The sequence below is a fragment of the Pseudomonas sp. PVC-5-1 genome, assembly GCF_057444345.1.
The window spans coordinates 1-20,691 of record NZ_CM172024.1 but is presented as its reverse complement, the minus strand read 5'-3'; the positions used below and the strand labels follow the sequence as shown (position 1 = coordinate 20,691).

15 protein-coding genes and 1 pseudogene are annotated in these 20,691 nt (G+C 61.6%); 7 read left to right on the top strand and 9 right to left on the bottom strand.

Annotated features, from left to right (window positions below; genetic code table 11):
* Nucleotides 1–83 precede the first annotated feature (83 nt).
* The 4 genes from glyQ to AC2T3R_RS00065 are packed head-to-tail and all read left to right on the top strand — an operon-like array spanning nt 84 to nt 4,442.
* Nucleotides 84–1,031 carry a glycine--tRNA ligase subunit alpha gene (gene glyQ / locus AC2T3R_RS00080; RefSeq protein ID WP_013970261.1) on the top strand — a complete coding sequence of 316 codons (948 nt, stop codon included), beginning with the start codon at nt 84–86 and terminating at the stop codon, nt 1,029–1,031.
* Nucleotides 1,028–3,079, top strand: a complete 2,052-nt coding sequence (glyS, locus tag AC2T3R_RS00075; RefSeq protein ID WP_486744468.1) for a glycine--tRNA ligase subunit beta — start codon at nt 1,028–1,030, stop codon at nt 3,077–3,079. The genes glyQ and glyS overlap by 4 nt, the downstream gene beginning before the upstream one ends.
* Before the next feature lie 3 nt (nt 3,080–3,082).
* On the top strand, nt 3,083–3,610 hold the full coding sequence (gmhB, locus tag AC2T3R_RS00070; RefSeq protein WP_015268435.1) for a D-glycero-beta-D-manno-heptose 1,7-bisphosphate 7-phosphatase: 528 nt from the start codon (nt 3,083–3,085) through the stop codon (nt 3,608–3,610).
* A 46-nt stretch (nt 3,611–3,656) separates the two neighbouring features.
* Complete coding sequence (locus AC2T3R_RS00065) at nt 3,657–4,442, top strand: lysophospholipid acyltransferase family protein (RefSeq protein WP_025337179.1); 786 nt, start codon at nt 3,657–3,659, stop codon at nt 4,440–4,442.
* Between the two features lie 323 nt (nt 4,443–4,765).
* On the opposite strand, the gene AC2T3R_RS00060 is transcribed toward AC2T3R_RS00065, so the two are convergent.
* Complete coding sequence (locus AC2T3R_RS00060; protein WP_486744467.1) at nt 4,766–6,385, bottom strand: MFS transporter; 1,620 nt, start codon at nt 6,383–6,385, stop codon at nt 4,766–4,768.
* 98 nt (nt 6,386–6,483) lie between these two features.
* Complete coding sequence (locus tag AC2T3R_RS00055; protein WP_486744466.1) at nt 6,484–8,130, bottom strand: GMC family oxidoreductase; 1,647 nt, start codon at nt 8,128–8,130, stop codon at nt 6,484–6,486.
* A gap of 221 nt (nt 8,131–8,351) precedes the next feature.
* Between AC2T3R_RS00055 and AC2T3R_RS00050 the strand changes: the two genes are divergently transcribed.
* The gene (locus AC2T3R_RS00050; protein WP_013970255.1) at nt 8,352–9,239 is read left to right on the top strand and encodes a LysR family transcriptional regulator; all 888 of its coding nucleotides are present in this window, start codon (nt 8,352–8,354) and stop codon (nt 9,237–9,239) included.
* Here the strand turns inward: AC2T3R_RS00050 and AC2T3R_RS00045 are convergent.
* Genes AC2T3R_RS00045 through AC2T3R_RS00035 form a run of 3 tightly spaced genes read right to left on the bottom strand, consistent with a single transcriptional unit; the run spans nt 9,228 to nt 12,238 of the window.
* Nucleotides 9,228–10,046 carry a sulfite exporter TauE/SafE family protein gene (locus AC2T3R_RS00045; RefSeq protein WP_013970254.1) on the bottom strand — a complete coding sequence of 273 codons (819 nt, stop codon included), beginning with the start codon at nt 10,044–10,046 and terminating at the stop codon, nt 9,228–9,230. The genes AC2T3R_RS00050 and AC2T3R_RS00045 overlap by 12 nt on opposite strands.
* Nucleotides 10,043–11,314: an NAD(P)/FAD-dependent oxidoreductase gene (locus AC2T3R_RS00040; protein ID WP_410951400.1), complete on the bottom strand. Its 1,272-nt coding sequence runs from the start codon at nt 11,312–11,314 to the stop codon at nt 10,043–10,045. Before AC2T3R_RS00040 ends, AC2T3R_RS00045 begins: the two co-directional genes overlap by 4 nt.
* Nucleotides 11,315–11,353: 39 nt before the next feature.
* Entirely contained in the window at nt 11,354–12,238 is an 885-nt protein-coding gene (locus AC2T3R_RS00035) for an MBL fold metallo-hydrolase (protein ID WP_015268429.1), read from the bottom strand.
* Between the two features lie 222 nt (nt 12,239–12,460).
* Between AC2T3R_RS00035 and AC2T3R_RS00030 the strand changes: the two genes are divergently transcribed.
* Nucleotides 12,461–13,753: a sigma-54 interaction domain-containing protein gene (locus AC2T3R_RS00030; protein ID WP_085721401.1), complete on the top strand. Its 1,293-nt coding sequence runs from the start codon at nt 12,461–12,463 to the stop codon at nt 13,751–13,753.
* 241 nt (nt 13,754–13,994) lie between these two features.
* A pseudogene (locus tag AC2T3R_RS00025) lies at nt 13,995–14,401 on the top strand (RcnB family protein).
* A 63-nt stretch (nt 14,402–14,464) separates the two neighbouring features.
* Here the strand turns inward: AC2T3R_RS00025 and gyrB are convergent.
* Genes gyrB through dnaA form a run of 4 tightly spaced genes read right to left on the bottom strand, consistent with a single transcriptional unit; the run spans nt 14,465 to nt 20,691 of the window.
* The gene (gyrB, locus tag AC2T3R_RS00020; protein WP_013970249.1) at nt 14,465–16,885 is read right to left on the bottom strand and encodes a DNA topoisomerase (ATP-hydrolyzing) subunit B; all 2,421 of its coding nucleotides are present in this window, start codon (nt 16,883–16,885) and stop codon (nt 14,465–14,467) included.
* A gap of 4 nt (nt 16,886–16,889) precedes the next feature.
* Nucleotides 16,890–17,993, bottom strand: a complete 1,104-nt coding sequence (gene recF / locus AC2T3R_RS00015; protein ID WP_003260018.1) for a DNA replication/repair protein RecF — start codon at nt 17,991–17,993, stop codon at nt 16,890–16,892.
* A 15-nt stretch (nt 17,994–18,008) separates the two neighbouring features.
* Nucleotides 18,009–19,112, bottom strand: coding sequence for a DNA polymerase III subunit beta (gene dnaN / locus AC2T3R_RS00010; RefSeq protein WP_003260019.1), 1,104 nt, complete (start codon nt 19,110–19,112; stop codon nt 18,009–18,011).
* A 40-nt stretch (nt 19,113–19,152) separates the two neighbouring features.
* Complete coding sequence (gene dnaA, locus AC2T3R_RS00005; protein ID WP_024087935.1) at nt 19,153–20,691, bottom strand: chromosomal replication initiator protein DnaA; 1,539 nt, start codon at nt 20,689–20,691, stop codon at nt 19,153–19,155.

Here is a 20,691-nt window from a genome sequence, read left to right as displayed (position 1 = left end):
AAGGCTCCAATGAGTAGAGGGCGAGGCGAATCAGGTTATACTCCCGCTCTTTACATCCGCATCCCCAGATACAGGTGAATTTCGTGAGCCAGCCTACGCCAGCCGTGCGTACCTTCCAAGACCTGATCCTCGCCCTGCAGAACTACTGGGCCGAGCAAGGTTGTGTGGTGCTTCAGCCCTACGATATGGAAGTAGGCGCCGGCACTTTCCACACCGCTACATTCCTGCGCGCCGTGGGTCCAGAAACCTGGAACGCCGCCTATGTGCAGCCAAGCCGTCGCCCTGCCGACGGGCGGTATGGCGAAAACCCCAACCGCCTGCAGCACTACTACCAGTTCCAGGTGGTACTGAAGCCCAACCCGGCCAACTTCCAGGAGCTGTACCTCGGCTCGCTGAAAGCCATCGGCCTGGACCCGCTGGTCCACGACATTCGCTTCGTCGAAGACAACTGGGAATCGCCGACCCTCGGCGCCTGGGGCCTGGGCTGGGAAATCTGGCTCAACGGCATGGAAGTCACCCAGTTCACCTACTTCCAGCAGGTAGGCGGCATCGAGTGCTACCCAGTCACTGGTGAAATCACCTACGGCCTGGAGCGCCTGGCCATGTACATCCAGGGCGTCGACTCGGTGTACGACCTGGTGTGGGCCGACGGCCCGTTCGGCAAGGTCACCTACGGCGACGTGTTCCACCAAAACGAGGTGGAGCAGTCGACCTACAACTTCGAGCACGCCAACGTCGACAAGCTGTTCGAGCTGTTCGACTTCTACGAAAGCGAAGCCAACCGCCTGATCAAGCTTGAGCTGCCGCTGCCGACCTATGAAATGGTCCTGAAGGCCTCGCACACCTTCAACCTGCTGGACGCCCGCCGCGCCATCTCGGTAACCGAGCGCCAGCGCTACATCCTGCGTGTACGTACCCTGGCCCGGGACGTGGCGCAAAGCTATCTGCAAGCCCGCGCACGCCTGGGCTTCCCGATGGCCACCCCTGAACTGCGTGACGAAGTGTTGGCTAAGCTGGAGGCTGCACAATGAGTGCTCAAGATTTCCTGGTAGAACTGGGCACCGAGGAGCTGCCACCGAAGGCCCTCGCCAGCCTTGGCGAAGCCTTCCTGGCGGGTATCGAGAAGGGCCTGCAGGCCGCTGGCCTGAACTACACCGGCAAGCAGGTTTACGCCGCGCCGCGCCGCTTGGCCGTGCTGATCCGCCAGCTGGACGTGCAACAGCCTGACCGCAGCATCAATATCGACGGCCCGCCCCTGCAGGCTGCTTTCAAAGACGGCGAGCCGACCCAGGCTGCCTTGGGCTTTGCCAAGAAATGCGGTGTGGAGCTGTCGGAAATCGACCAGAGCGGCCCCAAGCTGCGCTTCTCCCAGCACATCCCGGGCAAGGCCACCACCGGCCTGCTGCCGACCATCGTCGAAGACTCGCTCAACGACCTGCCGATCCCCAAGCGCATGCGCTGGGCGGCCAGCCGTGAAGAGTTCGTGCGCCCGACCCAATGGCTGGTGATGCTGCTGGGCGACCAAGTGGTCGACTGCACCATCCTGTCGCAGAAGGCAGGCCGTGAATCCCGTGGCCACCGCTTCCACCACCCGGAAAACGTGGTCATCACCACCCCGGCCAACTACGTCGAAGACCTGCGCAAAGCCTACGTGCTGGCCGACTTCGCCGAGCGCCGCGAGCTGATCAGCAAGCGTACCGCCGAGCTGGCCATGCAGCAGGAAGGCAGCGCCATCGTGCCGCCGGCGCTGCTGGACGAAGTGACCGCCCTGGTCGAGTGGCCAGTGCCGCTGGTGTGCTCGTTCGAGGAGCGTTTCCTCGAAGTGCCACAGGAAGCCCTGATCACCACCATGCAGGACAACCAGAAGTACTTCTGCCTGCTGGACAGCGAAGGCAAGCTGCTGCCGCGCTTCATCACCGTGGCCAACGTCGAGAGCCGCGACCCGAAGCAGATCGTGCAAGGCAACGAGAAGGTCGTGCGCCCACGCCTGACCGACGCCGAGTTCTTCTTCAAGCAGGACAAGAAGCAGCCGCTGGAAACCTTCAACGAGCGCCTGAAGAACGTGGTGTTCCAGGCTCAGCTGGGTACCGTGTACGACAAGGCCGAGCGCGTTTCCAGGCTGGCCGCCTTCATCGCCCCGCTGATCGGCGGCGACGCCCAGCGCGCCGGCCGTGCCGGCCTGCTGTCGAAGTGCGACCTGGCCACCGAGATGGTCGGCGAATTCCCTGAGATGCAGGGTGTTGCCGGTTACTACTACGCGCTCAACGACGGTGAGCCGGAAGACGTGGCCCTGGCCCTGAACGAGCAGTACATGCCGCGCGGTGCCGGCGCCGAGCTGCCGCAGACCCTTACCGGTGCTGCCGTGGCCATCGCCGACAAGCTCGACACCCTGGTCGGCATCTTCGGCATCGGCATGCTGCCTACCGGCAGCAAGGACCCGTACGCCCTGCGCCGTGCCGCCCTGGGCGTGCTGCGTATCCTGATCGAGAAGCAGCTGGACCTGGACCTGACCGGTGCGGTCGAGTTCGCGGTCAAGCAGTTCGGCACCAAGGTCAAGGCCGCCGGCCTGGCCGAACAGGTGCTGGAGTTCATCTTCGACCGCCTGCGTGCGCGTTACGAAGACGAAGGCATCGACGTGGCCACCTACCTGTCGGTCCGTGCCCTGCAGCCAGGTTCTGCCTTGGACTTCGACCAGCGCGTGCAGGCTGTACAAGCCTTCCGCAAGCTGCCGGAAGCCGAGGCCCTGGCCGCGGTGAACAAGCGCGTGTCGAACCTGCTGAGCAAGGCCGAAGGCGCCATCGCCGATCACGTCGAGCCGAAGTACTTCGACAACGCCAACGAGTTCTCCCTGTACTCGGCCATCCAGCAGGCCGACCAGGCCGTGCAACCGATGGCTGCTGCACGCCAGTACAGCGAATCGCTGGCCCGCCTGGCGGCCCTGCGTGACCCGGTCGACGCCTTCTTCGAGGCGGTGATGGTCAACGCCGAGGATGCCAAGGTACGCGCCAACCGTTATGCCCTGCTCAGCCGCCTGCGCGGCCTGTTCCTGGGCGTGGCCGACATTTCGCTGCTGGGGTAAGCCTTGAAACTGCTGATTCTCGACCGTGACGGAGTAATCAACTACGACTCCGACGCCTACATCAAGACGCTGGACGAGTGGGTGCCGATCCCTGGCTCGGTCGATGCGATCGCGCAGTTGAGCAAGGCGGGCTGGACGGTGGCCGTGGCCACCAACCAGTCCGGCATTGCCCGTGGCTACTATGCGCTGACTACCCTCGAGGCCATGCACGCGCGCCTGCGCGCGCTGGTGGCCGAGCAGGGTGGCGAAGTGGGCCACATCGTGTATTGCCCGCACGGGCCGGACGAAGGCTGCGATTGCCGCAAGCCCAAGCCTGGCATGCTGCGGGCGATCGCCGAGCATTACCAGGTCGGCCTGGAAGGCGTCTGGTTCGTTGGCGACAGCAAAGGTGACCTGGAGGCCGCCCTGGCCGTCGGTGCACAACCCGTGTTGGTGAAAACCGGCAAGGGCGAGCGGACCCTGGAAAAAGGCGTCCCGGAAACTACACTGATTTTCGACGATCTGGCAGCTATCGCCAGAGAACTAATTTAAACAGTGCGCCTTCGGGCGCATTTTTCTCAGGCGGGCATGCCCCGCAATGGTACAAGCCACTATGTCGATCCTGCAGGCGATCAGAATCTTTCTTTTTTACCTGCTGCTGGGCACCAGTTCGCTGCTGTGGTGCTCGCTGAGCTTCTTCGTCGCGCCGTTCCTGTCGTTCCCCAAGCGCTACAAGTTCATCAACGTGTACTGGTGCCGTTGCGCGTTGTTCCTGGTGCGCACCATCCTGGGTATCGACTACAAGATCACTGGCGCCGAGAACGTGCCTGATGAGCCTTGCGTGATCCTGTCCAACCACCAGAGCACCTGGGAAACCTTCTTCCTTTCCCAGTATTTCTCGCCGCTGAGCCAGGTGCTCAAGCGCGAGTTACTGTACGTGCCGTTCTTCGGTTGGGCCATGGCCATGCTGCGGCCGATCGCGATCAACCGAGATAACCCCAAGGAAGCCCTGCGCCAGGTAGCCAGCAAGGGTGACGAGCTGCTCAAGCAGAAGACCTGGGTGCTGATCTTCCCGGAAGGCACCCGCGTGCCATTCGGCACCATGGGCAAGTTCTCCCGTGGCGGTACCGCGCTGGCAGTGAATGCCGGCCTGCCGGTGCTGCCGATTGCCCATAACGCCGGCAAGTTCTGGCCCAAGACCGGCTGGGGCAAGCGCGCGGGCACAATCGAGGTGGTGATTGGCGAGCCGATGTACGCCAACGGCACCGGGCCACGGGCCATTGCCGAGCTCAACGACCGCGCTGCGGCGTGGAACGAAGCGACCCAGCGGGCCATGGGTTCGCTGCCGCCAGCAGAGGAAAAACCCCAGGAACAGATGGCCTGACCATCTGTGGATAACTTGTGAACTGTTTTTGGATTAAAAGCCAGAAGTGATCGCTAAGTGGTTGAATTAGCTATTTATTTCTGTGTATGACATTTTTCTGAAAATCGTGCATAAGTTTTTTTGGGGCATAAGAAAACCGGCTTTTACAGCCGGTTTTTTTATGGGCTCATGCGGGTGTAGGTGATCGGTGTAGGAGCGGCCTTGTGTCGCGATAGGGCTGCAAGGCAGCCCCAGCAATTTGTGCATCACTGCTGATGCCCCGGGGCCGCTTTGCAGCCCTTTCGCGACACAAAGCCGCTCCTACAAGAAGCCCGTGCCAACCGTCAGATCTTGTCGATATCCACATCCCTGGTTTCTTTCAGGCAGAAGATCCCCACCACCAGGCTGATCCCGGTCACCAGCACCGGGTACCACAGCCCATAGAAGATATCCCCGGTGTACACCACCAGCGCGAACGACACCGTTGGCAGGAAGCCACCGAACCAGCCGTTGCCAATGTGGTAGGGCAGTGACATGGAGGTGTAGCGGATGCGAGTGGGGAACAGCTCGACCATCACCGCCGCCAGCGGGCCATAGGTCATGGTCGCGATCAGGATCATCGCCACGATCAGCACCACCACCATCACTTGGTTGACCTGCCCAGGGTCGGCCTTGGCCGGGTAGCCAGCCTGTTCCACCGCCGCACGCATGGCCGCTTCGTCGAAGCCGTTGATGGTCTTGTCACCGATGTTCACCACCACATCGCTACCTGCCACATCCACCGAGCTGTATGGCAAGCCCTGCTTGACCAGGAATGTCTTGACCTTGTCGCAGGGGCTGTCGAAGCGCGCCTTGCCTACCGGGTCGAACTGGAAAGTACAGCCTCTCGGGTCGGCAGTGACCACGATCGGCGCCTGGCGGCTGGCCGCGTCGATCTGTGGGTTGGCGTAGTGGCTCAGCGCCTTGAACAGCGGGAAGTACAGCACCGTGGCCAGGAGCAGGCCGAGCATCAGGATCGGCTTGCGGCCAATACGGTCGGACAACCAGCCGAAGAACACGAAGAACGGCGCACCAATGACCACGCTGATGATCAGCAGGGTGTTGGCCTGGGCCGGGTCCATCTTCAGCATCTGGGTCATGAAGAACAGCACGTAGAACTGCGCCGTGTAGAAGGTCACGGCCTGCCCGGCGTTGATGCTGAACAGGGCGGTGAGCACCACTTTAAGGTTCGGCCAGGAGGTGAACGACTCACGGATCGGCGACTTGCTGACCTTGCCCTGGGCCTTCATTTTCACGAAGGCCGGCGACTCGTGCATGCTCATGCGGATCCAGGTGGAAATCGCCAGCAGCACGATCGACAGCAGGAACGGCAGGCGCCAGCCCCAGGTTTCGAACTGGTCGCCACTGATATAGCGGCTGCCCAGCACCACCACCAGCGACAACAACAGGCCAAGGGTGGCGGTGGACTGAATGAAACCCGTGTGGAAACCGCGCTTGCCGGGCGACGCATGCTCGGCCACATAGGTGGCCGCACCGCCGTATTCACCACCCAGCGCCAGCCCCTGCAGCATGCGCAGGACCACCAGGATGATCGGTGCCGCGATGCCGATGCTGGCGTAGGTGGGCAACAACCCCACCGCGAAGGTGGACAGGCCCATCAGCACGATGGTGACCAGGAAGGTGTACTTGCGCCCGATCATGTCGCCCAGCCGGCCGAACACAAGCGCACCGAACGGCCGCACCAGGAAGCCGGCGGCAAAGGCCATGAGGGCAAAGATGAAGGCGGTGGTGTCGTTCACGCCAGCGAAGAACTGCTTGCTGATGACCGCTGCCAGCGCACCATAGAGAAAAAAGTCATACCACTCGAAAACTGTCCCGAGGGATGACGCGAAGATGATCTTGCGTTCTTCGCGACGGCTGGAGCTGCTGGCCGCCGCACCCTGCTCTTGGATGTAATCCGACATCGTTGCTGTCCTCGGCCCGCAGGCCACAGTGATTATTCTTGTTGTTCCACTGTCGGCAGCTTCTGACCGCCAGCTGCCGGTACTGCACGCACCCGGGGTCAGGGCGTCGGTATCGCGTCTTCGTTCAGATAGGTCTGGGTGGCAGCTCCTTTGAGGATCAGTTGCGCCGCCTTCTCGGCGATCATCAGGGTGGGTGAACAAGTATTGCCGGAGGTGATCTGCGGCATGATCGAGGCGTCCGCCACGCGCAGCCCAGGGATGCCGTGTACGCGCAACTGGTTATCCACAACGTCCAGTTCGCCATTGCCCATGCGGCAGGTGCCTACCGGGTGGAAGATGGTGGTGCCGATCTTGCCGGCGGCTTCGAACAGCTCTTCTTCGGTTTGCAGGGCTGGGCCCGGCAGGTATTCCTTTGGGTCGAACGCAGCGAGGGCAGGGGCCTGGACGATACGCCGGGTAAGACGAATGGCATCGGCGGCGACGCGCAGGTCCTGGGGGTCGCTGAGGTAGTTGGGGTCGATCAGCGGCGTGCTGTTCATGTCGCTGCTGCGGATATCGATACGCCCGCGGCTGGCCGGGCGCAGGTTGCACACCGAGGCGGTAAAGGCCGGGAACGTGTGCAGTGGTTCGCCGAATCGCTCAAGTGACAGCGGCTGCACGTGGTACTGCAGGTTGGCGGTGGCCTGTTGCGGGCTTGAACGCACGAATGCACCCAGCTGGCTCGGGGCCATGGCCAGCGGGCCACTGCGGTCATAGAGGTAGCGCAGGCCCATGCCCATCTTGCCCCACAGGCTGTTGGCCATCTGGTTCAGGGTACGGGAATTGCGGATCTGGTAGATCAGGCGCAGCTGCAGGTGATCCTGCAGGTTGCCGCCAACACCGGGCATGTCGTGACGCACGCCAATGCCCAGGCTTTCCAATAACTGCCGCGGGCCGATGCCGGAGCGCTGCAGGATACCGGGAGAGCCCACAGCACCCGCACAGAGGATGATCTCGCGACGTGCCGCAAACTCGTGCCAGGCACCCTGCCAGAACGCCTTTACCGCCCGTGCACGGGTGTTGTTGAGCAGCACCTGGTCAACCTGAACGCCGGTCAGCACGGTGAGGTTGGGGCGATCCTTGATCGGCCGTAGAAAAGCCTTGGAAGCGTTCCAGCGCACACCGCTGCGCTGGTTAACCTGGAAATATCCACAGCCCTGGTTGTCGCCGGTATTGAAGTCCTCGACCTTGCCGATGCCGCTTTGCTCGGCGGCATCACGGAAGGCATCGAGGATCGGCCAGCTATAGCGCTGGCGCTCGACCCGCCATTCGCCATCACCACCGTGGTGCTCGCTGGCGCCGGCAAAGTGGCTTTCGCTGGCCTTGAACAGCGGCAGTACGTCCTTCCAGGCCCAGCCGTCGTTGCCTTGCTCGGCCCATCGGTCGTAGTCGGCGGCCTGGCCGCGCATGTAGATCATGCCGTTGATCGAGGAGCAGCCACCCAGCACCTTGCCGCGTGGATAGCCCAGCGCACGACCGCCCAGGCCGGGCTGCGCCTCGGTCTTGAAGCACCAGTCGGTGCGCGGGTTGCCGATGCAATAGAGGTAACCGACGGGGATATGGATCCAGGGATAGTTGTCGCGCCCACCCGCTTCCAGCAGCAGTACTCGGCAGGAAGGATCGGCGGACAAACGATTGGCCAACAGGCAACCGGCGGGACCGGCACCTACGACCACGTAGTCGAAGACAGAATCGGCTGATGGCATGTGCAACCTCGGGCCTGATTATTATTCTTGTCCCGATCCATCTTAGTGAGTAATTTCGTGGAGGAAACACGAGATTTCGCGCAGCCGCTGTGCGTTTTAGCACAGTGGTAAGTCTGTACTGGCCTCTTCGCGGGCACGCCCGCTCCCACAAGGTAACGCGATCCCTGTGGGAGCGGGCGTGCCCGCGAAGAGGCCGGAACGAACTGCCAAAAAGGATCAGCATGTTCGACTGGAACGATCTGCGGTTTTTCCTCGAGTTGCAGCGCAGCGGCCGCCTGCTTACCGCCGCCAAGCGCCTCAACACCACCCACAGCACCGTGGCCCGGCACATCGAGAGCATCGAGCAAAGCCTGGGGACTGCGCTGTTCGTGCAGCATGCCCAGGGCTATGAACTGACCCCCTCGGGCCAGGCCCTGCTCAAGCACGCCGAAGCCATGGAAAACGTCGCCCTGCTGGCGCAGGAAGAAATCACCCAGGCCATCACGCCGCTGGGCAAGATTCGCCTGGGGGTGACCGAAGGCATCGGCATCATGTTCTTCACCCCGCGCATGAATGCGCTGTTCGACCGCTACCCCGGCCTGGAAGTGGAGCTGGTGGCAGTGCCGCGCTTCGTCAGCATCCTCAACCGCGAGGCGGAGATCAGCATCCACCTGGAACGGCCCAACGCCGACCTGCTGATCACCCGCAAACTCACCGACTATCGCCTGGCCCTGTACGCCAGCCAGGACTACCTGGATCGCGCGCCCCCGCTGCGCAACCGCGAGGACTTGGCCCGGCACAGCTGGATCGGCTACGTCGATGACTTGCTGTTCAGCCAGGAACTGCTGTTTCTCAACAGCTTCTGCCGGGCCCCCAACGTGGTGTTTCGCAGCACCAGCGTGATCGCCCAGCAAACCGCCGCCCGCGCCGGGTTGGGCATCGCCGTACTGCCCAACTACATGGCCCGCCACGACCCGACGCTGGTGCGCGTGCTGCCTGGCGAAACCATCCAGCGCAGCTACTGGATCTGCACCCGCCGCGAACTGCACAAGTCGGTGCGCCTGCGGGTAGTGTGGGACTACCTGCTGGCGCTGTGCGCGGCAGAACAGAGCGAGCTGCTAGCCCAGTAGCGCCTTGCCGGCCAGCAGCAGGGCCGCAGCCCAACCGGCCACGGCAAACATCTGCTGCAAGCGCGGCCCGGCCAGCCTGGCCGCCAATGGCCGCGCCAGCAGCAGGCCGAGCACCGCACCGACGGCGAACGGGGCGCCAACCTGCCAGTGCATTACCCCTGCGAGGCTGGCGCTGACCACACTGCCGGTGGACACCAGCGCGATCACCGCCAGCGAAGTGGATACGATGCTGGCCATGCGCAGGTTGGTGTAGCGGTTAAGGGCCGGGATGATGACAAAGCCACCGCCCACGCCCAGCAGGCCGGACAGCAGCCCTGACAATGCGCCGGTAAAGGCCAGGGCGCGCGCGCAGGGCAGGGTCCAGCGCAAACGGCCCTGCAGCGGGTTCAGCACGCAGGGTTCGATGTAGCGATGGGCATCATTGGCTTCGCCGCGCAGTTCCTTGGCCGCCTTGCGCCAGATACGCAGGCAGGCATACACCAACACCCCGGCGAACACCAACTGCAGTGGCGTGTTCGGCAGGCGGTGCGCCAGCATCAGCCCGAACGGCGCCGCTGCCACACCGATCAATGCGATGAACAGCGCCGCCCGGTAGCGCACCAGGCCCTGCCGCAAGCCCAGCACAGCACCCACCGCTGCCGCCATGCCTACGGCCAGCAGGCCGACCGGTGCCGCCTCGACCATCGACAGCCCCAGGCCGAACACCAGCAAAGGCACTGCGAGAATGCCACCGCCGGCACCGGTCAACGCCAGCACGGCACCGATGATCGCGCCCAGGCCCGCTCCCAGTATTTGATGTTCGATCACTGCCGACCCTCGGCTACCAACGGCTGTGGCCGTGCCAGCCACTCGCGGCCCTTGAGCATGCCTTTCCAGTACAAGGGTGGCAGCACCTGCGCCTTGAGCAACCAGGCCAGACGTGTCGGCTTGCGGCCATCCAGCAACCAGTTGGGAAAGCTTGGAGCCAGCTTGCCGCCATAGGTGAACTCGGCCAGGACGATCTTGCCGCGCTCGACTGTGAGCGGGCACGAGCCATAACCATCGTACTGGGCAAGGGTAGGCAACCTGCCCAGGGCCACCAGTACATTGTTGGCCACGACCGGAGCCTGCTTGCGTGCAGCGGCGGCGGTCTTGGCATTGCTGGTGTTGGTCACGTCCCCAAGGGCATGGACATTGGTGAAGTGGCGATGGCGCAAGGTGTGCGGGTCGACATCGACCCAGCCGGCACTGTCGGCCAACGGACTTTCACGAATGAAGTCCGGTGCCACCTGCGGCGGTACCACGTGCAGCATGTCGAAGGCCTCGATACGGGTTTCACTGCTTCCATCGGCCAAGGTGCGCACGAAGGTGGCGCGCTTGTTCGGGCCGTCCACGGCGACCAGGCGATGGGAAAAATTGAGATCCACTGCGTACTTGTCGATGTACTTCATCAGTGCGGGCACGTAGTCCGCCACACCGAACAGTACTGCGCCGGCATTGAAGAAACTGGCTTTCACAGCCCCCAGGTGACCATGCCGCAGCCAGTGGTCGCAAGACAGGTACAGCGCCTTCTGCGGCGCGCCTGCGCACTTGATCGGCATGGGCGGCTGGCAAAACAGGGCTCGGCCTTGCTTGAGCTTCTGTACCAGTTCCCAGGTGTAGGGCGCCAGGTCGTAGCGGTAGTTGGAGGTGACGCCGTTGCGGCCCAAGGTCTCGCTGAGGCCATCAATGGCCGCCCAATCCAGCTTGAGGCCGGGGCAGACCACCAACTGTTCATAACTGATGGCGCGGCCGCCTTCGAGGAGGACCAGTTGGCCCAGCGGGTCGAACCCCTGCACACGTGCCTTTATCCAGCGAACGCCGCGCGGAATGGTCGAGGCCATGGTGCGAGCAGTGCTTGGCGCATTGAACACACCGGCACCGACCATGGTCCAGCCGGGCTGGTAGTAATGCACTTCGGCGGGGTCGATCAAGGTCACATCCAGCGACGGGTCACGGCTGATCAAGCTGGAAGCGGTGGCGATTCCGGCGGCGCCGGCACCGACGATGACCACTTTGTGGTGGTCGGTATTGGCAGGGGACAACAAGGCAGGCATGGCGGTAAATCCTGTAAATCTGGTTATGGGGCAGGGCGGTCACAGCTTGTTCAGCGGAATCTTCAGGTAGCTCACACCGTTATCTTCCGGCGCGGGGAACTGGCCGCTGCGCATGTTCACCTGCACCGAAGGCAGGATCAGCACGGGCATGTCGAGGGTCTTGTCGCGGGCTTCACGCATGGCGACGAAGCTGTCCTCATCGATGCCCTGGTGGATATGAATATTGTTGGCGCGCTGCTCGGCCACGGTGGTGACGTACTGCATGTCACGGCCACCTGGCAGGTAGTCGTGGCACATGAACAGCCGGGTCTGGTCGGGGAAGGCCAGCAGGCGACGGATCGAGCGGTACAGGGTGCGAGCATCAGCCCCAGGGAAGTCGCAACGGGCAGTACCGTAGTCGGGCATGAACAGGGTGTCGCCGACGAACACCGCTGTCTCGCCGGCGTCCTCGATCATGAAGCTCATGCACGCAGGTGTGTGCCCCGGGGTGTGCAACGCACGGGCATGCAGGTTGCCAATGCGGAAACCTTCCTCGTCCTCGAAAAGCACATCGAACTGGCTGCCATCGCGGGCGAAGCCAGGCTCGGCGTTGAACAGGGCACCGAACACTTTCTGTACCTGGGTGATATGCGCGCCGATGGCGGTATGGCCGCCAAGCTTTTCCTTCAAATAGGCCGCCGCCGAAAGGTGGTCGGCATGCACATGGGTTTCCAGCACCCACTGCACGTCAGCTCGCAGCTCCTTCACCCGGTTAATCAACTGGTCCGCCGAAGCAGTGCAGGTACGCCCCGACTTGGGGTCATAGTCCAGGACACTGTCGATCAACGCACACTTGCGCGTTTCGCCGTCCATGACCAAGTAGCTGATGGTCGAGGTCGCCTTGTCGTAAAAGGCGTCCACGTGCAGGTTGTTGCCGATGATCATCGCGTTCTCCAATTTATCCGCCCAGCCTTGTACAGGCGTAGGCAGTGCCAGGAGGTTTATCAAGATGCATGCCAGGCATTTTCCTGCGCTCTGGCCAATAAAACCGGCCCGTTGCTGACAATTGCCGACGACAGTGGCAGCGCAGATGGCAGTCGACTGTCAGCCAATGGCAGTGTTTGGCAGTCCTTGTTACCCTGCGCCGGTCATCCAATCGGTGCCGTCATGCCTGAAGCCCATCCCCTCATCCTAGCTTTGGTTTCCTATCTTGAGCACGATGCCCTGCCAACCATCGTGCTAGATACCGACTACAACATCCTGGCGGCCAACGCTGCCTATCGCCGCCAGTTCGGTCGCCATGAGCAGGCGCCGCTGGGTGAGAAATGCCACAAGGTCTCGCACCACTACGCTGTGCCTTGCGACCAGGCCGGCGAGCATTGCCCGATGCGCAAGGCGTGGCACAGCAAGGCGCCGGAGCGGGTTTTGCACATTCATCACACGCCACGCGGCCCCGAGCATGTGGATGTAGAGCTGCGGCCGATCCTGGATGAACAGGGCAGGGTGGTGGCCTTTGTCGAACGCCTGACCAGCATCACCCTCGCGTCGGCGCAGCCTCAGGAACAAGGGCTGGTCGGCCGCGCGCCAGCGTTCAAAGCGGCCCTGGCCAGCCTGCAACGTGCGGCACCGGCGCAGATCCCGGTGTTGCTACAGGGTGAGTCGGGTACCGGCAAGGAACTGTTCGCCCGCGCAGTGCACTTGGGTAGCCCCCGGGCCAACGGCCCGTTGGTGGTGGTTGACTGTACCGGCCTGACCGAATCGTTGTTCGAGAGCGAGTTGTTCGGCTACGAGAAGGGCGCGTTCACTGGCGCCAACCAGCGCAAGATCGGTCTGGCTGAAGCGGCGCATGGTGGCACCCTTTTTCTGGATGAAATTGGCGAGGTCCCGCTGGCGATGCAAGTGAAGCTGCTGCGCCTGATCGAGTCCGGCAGCTTCCGCCCGGTGGGTAGCCTGCGTACGGTGCATTCGGATTTCCGCCTGGTATCGGCAACCCATAAACCGCTGAAGCAAATGGTCGCGGACGGCACCTTCCGCGAAGACCTGTACTACCGCATCAGCGGCTTCCCGATACGTCTGCCGGCATTGCGCGAACGAGCAGAAGACCTGCCGTTGCTCGCCCAGAGCCTGCTGCAGCGCATGGCCGGCAAGCCGACACCCAGGCTGAGCGACGAGGCCTTGCAGAAACTCGTGCTGCATCCATTCCCAGGCAATATTCGCGAACTCCGCAACATTCTGGAAAGGGCGCGTTTGTTTGCGGACGACGGACTTATCCGGCCCGAGCATTTGCCGGAGGACATTGGGTCGACAGGGGCGATCACGGCAGATGGCCGGCGCAATCACCTGGGTGAGCTGGCCCAGGCACTGCAACAGTTCAAGGGCTCGCGCAGTGAACTGGCCCGTCACCTTGGCCTGAGCGAGCGCACCCTGTATCGCCGGTTGAAGGAGCTTGGCCTGAATTGACGCCTTCGGTTAACGCGCTCTACAAGGGCCTGCTTATTCCCGAGGGCAACACACATCCTGTGGGAGCGGGTTCACCCGCGAACCCCGGCGAAGCCGGTGCCATCCACCGCGCCTCCTCAGACCTTTACCGGACCTTTACCTCTGTCCTGACATTAAGCGGGAATGATTGTGGTCTGATCAGTTAACCGAACCTGGCAGCCAGTCAGCTTCCGCCAGGCGTCAACATGCAGAGGACCGCAAAATGAAGACAACCCTGACCGTGATCTGCGCCACGCTCATGCTCAGCGCCCCCTTGGCCAGTTTCGCGCAGCCAGGCCCACCTGACCGGCATGATGGCGGCCATTGCACCAAGGCAACCCACCGCATGGTCAGCCACAGTACCAAGGCCGACATGATAATGGCCGCGGTCCCGCTTATCGCGACCCGAATTTCCTCCCACAACCGGGCATGCCGGTTCCGCATCAGCAGTGGCAGCGTGGCCACGTGGTTGACCCGCACTACCGTGGCGACCGTTACTGGGTGACCGACTGGAAAGCACGCCACCTGTATGCGCCACCACGTGATCACCGCTGGTTGTATGTCAACGGGGACTATGTGCTGGTGGCTATTGCCAGTGGTGTGATCGTCAACGTCCTCAGCGGTTACTGATTTCTACAGGCACTAAAAAGCCCGCTTTCGCGGGCTTTTTAGTGCCTGGCGATCTACACCGGATCAGAAATCCAGGTTCGATACCGACAGCGCGTTGCTTTCGATGAAGTCACGACGCGGCTCGACCGCATCACCCATCAGGGTGTTGAAGATCTGGTCGGCAGCGATCGCATCCTCGATGGTGACCTTGAGCATACGGCGGACGGTTGGGTCCATGGTGGTTTCCCACAGCTGCTCAGGGTTCATCTCGCCCAGCCCTTTGTATCGCTGGATGGTGTGGCGCTTGGTGGTTTCGTTCATCAGCCAATCCAGGCCTTCCTTGAACTCGACAATTGCCTTGCGGCGCTCACCGCGCTGCACATAAGCACCTTCGCCCAACAAGCTGGACAGCTTGGCACCAATGTTGACTACGGTACGGTAGTCATTGCTGCCAAAGAAGTCTCGGTTGAAGGTGACATAGCTGGCCAGGCCGTGGGACGTAACCTCCACTTCTGGCAACCATACGTTGCGCTCTTTGTCTTCGCGCAGGCTGGCTTTGTAAACCAGGCCGGACTTCTGGCTGTTATTCAGACGTTCCTGGAACTGTGCCAGCCAGGCTTGCATCACAGCGTGGTCACCCAGCTGTTCCAGGCTGACCTCCGGCAGGTAGATGAAGTGCTCGGTCAGCTCTTCCGGGTACAAGCGAGACAGACGCTTGAGTGTCTTCATGACACTACGGAATTCATTCACCAGTGCTTCCAACTGCACACCGGAAACCGCTGGTGCCGACTCGTCCAGGTGCAGGCTGGCATCTTCCAGGGCCGACTGGGTCATGTACTCTTCCATGGCCTCGTCGTCCTTGATGTACTGCTCCTGCTTGCCTTTCTTCACCTTGTACAGCGGTGGCTGGGCAATGTAGATGTAGCCGCGCTCGACCAGCTCCGGCAGCTGACGGAAGAAGAAGGTCAGCAGCAGGGTACGGATGTGCGAACCGTCAACGTCAGCATCGGTCATGATGATGATGTTGTGATAACGCAGCTTGTCGATGTTGTACTCTTCGCGGCCGATACCGCAGCCCAGTGCAGTGATCAGCGTGCCCACTTCCTGGGACGAGATCATCTTGTCGAAGCGCGCTTTCTCGACGTTGAGGATTTTACCCTTCAACGGCAGGATTGCCTGGGTACGACGGTTGCGGCCTTGCTTGGCCGAGCCACCCGCGGAGTCACCCTCCACCAGGTACAGTTCGGAAAGGGCAGGGTCCTTTTCCTGGCAGTCCGCCAGTTTGCCTGGCAGGCCAGCAATATCCAGCGCGCCTTTACGGCGAGTCATTTCACGGGCTTTACGTGCCGCTTCACGGGCACGGGCAGCATCGATCATCTTGCCAACGACGGCCTTGGCCTCGTTCGGGTTTTCCAGCAGGAAGTCGGCGAAGTACTTGTTCATCTCCTGTTCCACGGCGGTTTTCACCTCCGAGGAGACCAGCTTGTCCTTGGTCTGCGAGCTGAACTTAGGGTCCGGTACCTTCACCGAGATGATCGCGGTCAGGCCTTCACGGGCGTCGTCACCAGTAGTCGCCACCTTGTTCTTCTTGGCCAGGCCTTCCTGTTCGATATAGCTGTTCAGGCTACGGGTCAGCGAGGAACGGAAGCCCACCAGGTGAGTACCGCCATCACGCTGCGGAATGTTGTTGGTGAAGCACAACAGGTTTTCGTTGAAGCTGTCGTTCCACTGCAGGGCGACTTCAACACCCACGCCATCGTCACGCTGTACGTTGAAGTGGAATACCTGGGAGTTGACCGGGGTCTTGTTGGTGTTCAGGTATTCGACGAACGCACGCAGGCCGCCTTCGTACTTGAAGAACTCTTCCTTACCGCTACGTTCATCCTTCAGCAGGATGCCAACGCCCGAGTTGAGGAACGACAGTTCGCGGATACGCTTGGCCAGGATGTCCCAGCTGAAGTGAATGTTCTTGAAGGTTTCAGCCGAAGGCTTGAAGTGGATGTGGGTACCGGTGGTTTCGCTGTCACCGACAACCGCCATCGGTGCCTGTGGAACACCGTGAACGTAGGTCTGTTCCCAGATCTTGCCGCTACGGCGAACGGTCAGTACCAGTTTCTCAGACAGGGCGTTCACTACAGAAACACCTACGCCGTGCAAACCGCCGGATACCTTGTAGGAGTTGTCGTCGAACTTACCGCCAGCGTGCAGCACGGTCATGATGACCTCGGCTGCGGAAACGCCTTCTTCTTTATGCACGTCGACCGGAATGCCGCGACCGTTGTCGCGCACACTGATGGATTCGTCCGGGTGGATGATGACGGTGATGTCATCGCAGTGACCGGCGAGGGCTTCGTCGATCGAGTTGTCGACCACCTCGAAGACCATGTGGTGCAGGCCGCTACCATCATCGGTGTCGCCAATGTACATGCCGGGGCGCTTGCGCACGGCATCCAAACCTTTCAGCACCTTGATGCTGGAGGAGTCGTACGTTTGATTTTCGCTCATGCATTCACTCCCGATGGTCGTGGGTCTGGGTGATACGGCCTTGTTCCACGTGGAACAAAGCAACTGGCGTTTCCGTCTGCCAGCCTTCCCTCAGTAATTCGTGATCTACACAGGTGATGAACACCTGGCAGCGTAATTCTTCAAGCAAGCGACACAGCGCGCGGCGATGCTGGTCGTCCAGTTCGGACGGCAAGTCATCCACGAGATAAATACAGTGACCGCGGCGAGCCTGACTAACGAGGTGGCCTTGGGCAATGCGCAATGCGCACACCACCAGCTTTTGCTGACCACGCGACAGGATGTCGGCTGCATTGTTGGCAGCCAGACGAAGACGCAGATCAGCACGCTGCGGACCGGCCTGAGTGTGGCCCATCTGCTGATCGCGAAGGAGAGAGGAAGCGAGTACTTCTTGCAGTTCCCGGTCCTTGTCCCAGCCTCGGTAGTAGCTAAGGGTCAACCCGTCCAGCTCGACCAGTTCGCTCAGGGTTCGCTCGAAGACGGGCTTCAAGGCCTTGATGTAGTTGCGACGGTATTCATCTATTTCCGCACTGGCCAGGCACAATTCCCGGTCCCAGGCGGCTTGCGAAGCTGGGTCAAGTGTACCATGCCGCAACCATGAGTTCCGCTGCCGCAGTGCCTTCTGCAGCCGTTGCCAGGCTGGCAGAAAACGAGGTTCCACGTGGAACACCCCCCAATCCAGGAACTGGCGGCGTATTTTCGGAGCGCCTTCCAACAAGCGGAAACTGTCCGGATTGATGAGCTGGAGCGGTAGCAATTCAGCCAGTTGCGCCGCACTCCGCGCATTCTGCCCATCAATGCGAATAGTGAACTCCCCCTGCCGCTCCCGGGATACACCCAGATTACTGCTGCCACCCTCGGCCAATTGCACTTCGCCGAACACGGTACAGGCCGGTTGTTCGTACTGGATAACCGGGTTCAGGCGGGTGCTGCGGAACGAGCGCGCCAGCCCGAGCAGGTGCACGGCCTCAAGCACGCTGGTTTTGCCGCTGCCGTTGGCGCCGTAAAGGATGTTGATGCGGGGGGACGGTGAGAGTGTCACCGGGTGCAAGTTGCGCACCGCGGTGACCATGATACGTCGAAGAGACATTTCGCCTGCTACGGGTTACAGACGCATTGGCATGACAACGTAGGAAGAATCGTCATTGCCAGCTTCCTGCAGCAGGGCACTGCTGTTGGAATCGGACAGGATCAGACGAACTTGCTCGGTAGTCATTACGCCCAGCACGTCCAGCAGGTAGCTGACGTTGAAGCCGATTTCCAGCGAACTACCTTCGTAGTCCACGCTGATTTCTTCTTCAGCTTCTTCCTGCTCGGGGTTGTTGGCCTGGATCTTCAGTTGGCCAGCAGCCAGTTGCAGGCGGATACCGCGGTACTTTTCGTTGGAAAGAATCGCAGTACGGCTGAAGGCTTCACGCAGCGCCTGACGGTCGCCGACCACCAGCTTGTCACCGCCCTTGGGCAGTACGCGCTCGTAGTCCGGGAACTTGCCGTCCACCAGCTTGGAAGTGAAGGTGAATTCACCGGTGGTGGCGCGAATGTGGTGCTGGCCCAGGACGATGCTGACCATGCCTTCCGGGTCGGTCAGCAGGCGTGCCAGTTCGAGGATACCTTTGCGTGGCACGATGACCTGGTGGCGATCATCCTGCTCGATCGGTGCGCTCATGGAGCACAGCGCCAGGCGATGACCGTCAGTGGACACAGCTCGTAGGGTGTTGCGGGAAACCTCCAGCAGCATACCGTTGAGGTAGTAGCGCACATCCTGCTGGGCCATGGCGAAACTGGTGCGCTCGATCAGACGGCGCAGCTTGCTCTGTTCCAGGTTGCAGGTCAGCGAGCCCGGGCCTTCTTCCACGGTCGGAAAGTCATTGGCTGGCAGGGTCGACAGGGTAAAGCGGCTACGGCCGGCCTTGACCAACAGTTTCTGCTCGTCGACCTTGATATCGATCAGGGCGTCGTTCGGCAGGCTTTTGCAAATGTCCATCAGCTTGCGGGCCGGGACAGTGATTTCGCCAGGCTCGGCCGGCTCTTCCAGTTGCACGCGGCCTACCAGTTCGACTTCCAGGTCGGTACCGGTCAACGACAGTTGCTGGCCTTGCACGACCAGCAATACGTTGGACAGGACCGGCAAGGTCTGACGGCGCTCGACGACACCGGCGACCAGTTGCAGGGGTTTCAACAGGGCTTCGCGTTGAATGGTGAAATGCATGGTCTAGTCCCTTGCCTTCAATTAGCTGCGCAGACGGCCATCAGGTCGTCAGCGTCCGCAGCAGGTTCTTGTAGTCCTCGCGGATGTCCGCGTCGGATTCCTTCAGTTCGTTGATCTTGCGGCAGGCGTGCAGCACGGTCGTATGGTCGCGACCACCGAACATGTCGCCGATTTCCGGCAGACTGTGGTTAGTCAGCTCCTTGGACAGGGCCATGGCCACCTGGCGTGGACGCGCCACGGAACGCGAACGACGCTTGGACAACAGATCGGAGATCTTGATCTTGTAGTACTCGGCGACGGTACGCTGAATGTTATCCACACTGACCAGTTTGTCCTGGAGCGCCAGCAGGTCCTTGAGCGACTCACGAATCAGTTCGATGGTGATGTCGCGCCCCATGAAGTGCGAGTGAGCGATCACCCGCTTCAATGCGCCTTCCAGTTCACGGACGTTGGAACGGATGCGCTGGGCAATGAAGAAGGCCGCGTCATGCGGCAGTTCGACCTTGGCCTGGTCGGCCTTCTTCATCAGGATCGCCACGCGGGTTTCCAGCTCTGGTGGCTCGACGGCCACCGTCAGGCCCCAACCAAAGCGCGACTTCAGACGCTCTTCCAGGCCTTCGATCTCCTTGGGGTAGCGGTCAGAGGTAAGGATTACCTGCTGGCCCCCCTCAAGCAGGGCGTTGAAGGTGTGGAAAAACTCTTCCTGCGAGCGCTCTTTACGGGCAAAGAACTGGATATCGTCGATCAGCAACGCATCCACCGAGCGGTAGAAACGCTTGAATTCATTGATGGCGTTGAGTTGCAGCGCCTTGACCATGTCCGCGACGAAGCGCTCCGAATGCAGGTACACGACCTTGGCGTTCGGGTTCTTCTTCAGCAGGTGGTTACCCACAGCATGCATGAGGTGGGTTTTACCCAGGCCCACACCACCATAAAGGAAGAGCGGGTTGTAACCATGCTTGGGGTTGTCTGCCACCTGCCAGGCAGCCGCGCGCGCCAGCTGGTTCGACTTACCTTCGACGAAGGTGTCGAAGGTGAAGGTGCGGTTCAGGTAACTGGTGTGTTTGAGCGCACCTTCTACCTGCACGGTGCGCTGTTCGGTCCGGGCACTGCCGGCCGACGCAGAAGCCGGCTCGGCCATGGCATCGAAGCTGTCACGCGAGGATGGCTCGGCCAGTTCATCGACCAGCACAGGCTCGGCCGCCGCGACGGCGACGGGTTCGACCGCTGCCGGCACTGCCTTCTGTGTCTGGCTCTGGGCCTGGCTCTGGGCCAGCGAGGCGGCCACCGCAGCACTTACTGGCGCGTTGGGTGCGGCACGTGGCGCGGAGCTGCGACGGCTGCCGATCAACAAGGAAAGGGCAGGCGCAATGCCGCTGCCGTTTTCGCCCAACAGCTCGAGCAAACGACCCAGGTACTTTTCATTGACCCAATCGAGAACGAAACGGTTAGGCGCATAGACGCGCAACTCGTCGCCTTCGGCTTCGACCTGTAGCGGACGGATCCAGGTGTTGAATTGCTGGGCAGGCAGTTCATCGCGCAGAAGCTCCACGCACTGCTGCCAAAGTTCCACTGACAC

Bases quoted from the DNA above. Each gene is read 5' to 3' on its own strand.
- AC2T3R_RS00065 (WP_025337179.1), top strand. From the start codon at position 3,657: ATGGTACAAGCCACTATGTCGATCCTGCAGGCGATCAGAATCTTTCTT.
- AC2T3R_RS00050 (WP_013970255.1), top strand. From the start codon at position 8,352: ATGTTCGACTGGAACGATCTGCGGTTTTTCCTCGAGTTGCAGCGCAGC.
- AC2T3R_RS00035 (WP_015268429.1), bottom strand. From the start codon at position 12,238: ATGATCATCGGCAACAACCTGCACGTGGACGCCTTTTACGACAAGGCG.
- AC2T3R_RS00055 (WP_486744466.1), bottom strand. From the start codon at position 8,130: ATGCCATCAGCCGATTCTGTCTTCGACTACGTGGTCGTAGGTGCCGGT.
- dnaN (WP_003260019.1), bottom strand. From the start codon at position 19,112: ATGCATTTCACCATTCAACGCGAAGCCCTGTTGAAACCCCTGCAACTG.
- gyrB (WP_013970249.1), bottom strand. From the start codon at position 16,885: ATGAGCGAAAATCAAACGTACGACTCCTCCAGCATCAAGGTGCTGAAA.
- glyS (WP_486744468.1), top strand. From the start codon at position 1,028: ATGAGTGCTCAAGATTTCCTGGTAGAACTGGGCACCGAGGAGCTGCCA.
- recF (WP_003260018.1), bottom strand. From the start codon at position 17,993: ATGTCTCTTCGACGTATCATGGTCACCGCGGTGCGCAACTTGCACCCG.
- AC2T3R_RS00030 (WP_085721401.1), top strand. From the start codon at position 12,461: ATGCCTGAAGCCCATCCCCTCATCCTAGCTTTGGTTTCCTATCTTGAG.
- AC2T3R_RS00040 (WP_410951400.1), bottom strand. From the start codon at position 11,314: ATGCCTGCCTTGTTGTCCCCTGCCAATACCGACCACCACAAAGTGGTC.
- AC2T3R_RS00060 (WP_486744467.1), bottom strand. From the start codon at position 6,385: ATGTCGGATTACATCCAAGAGCAGGGTGCGGCGGCCAGCAGCTCCAGC.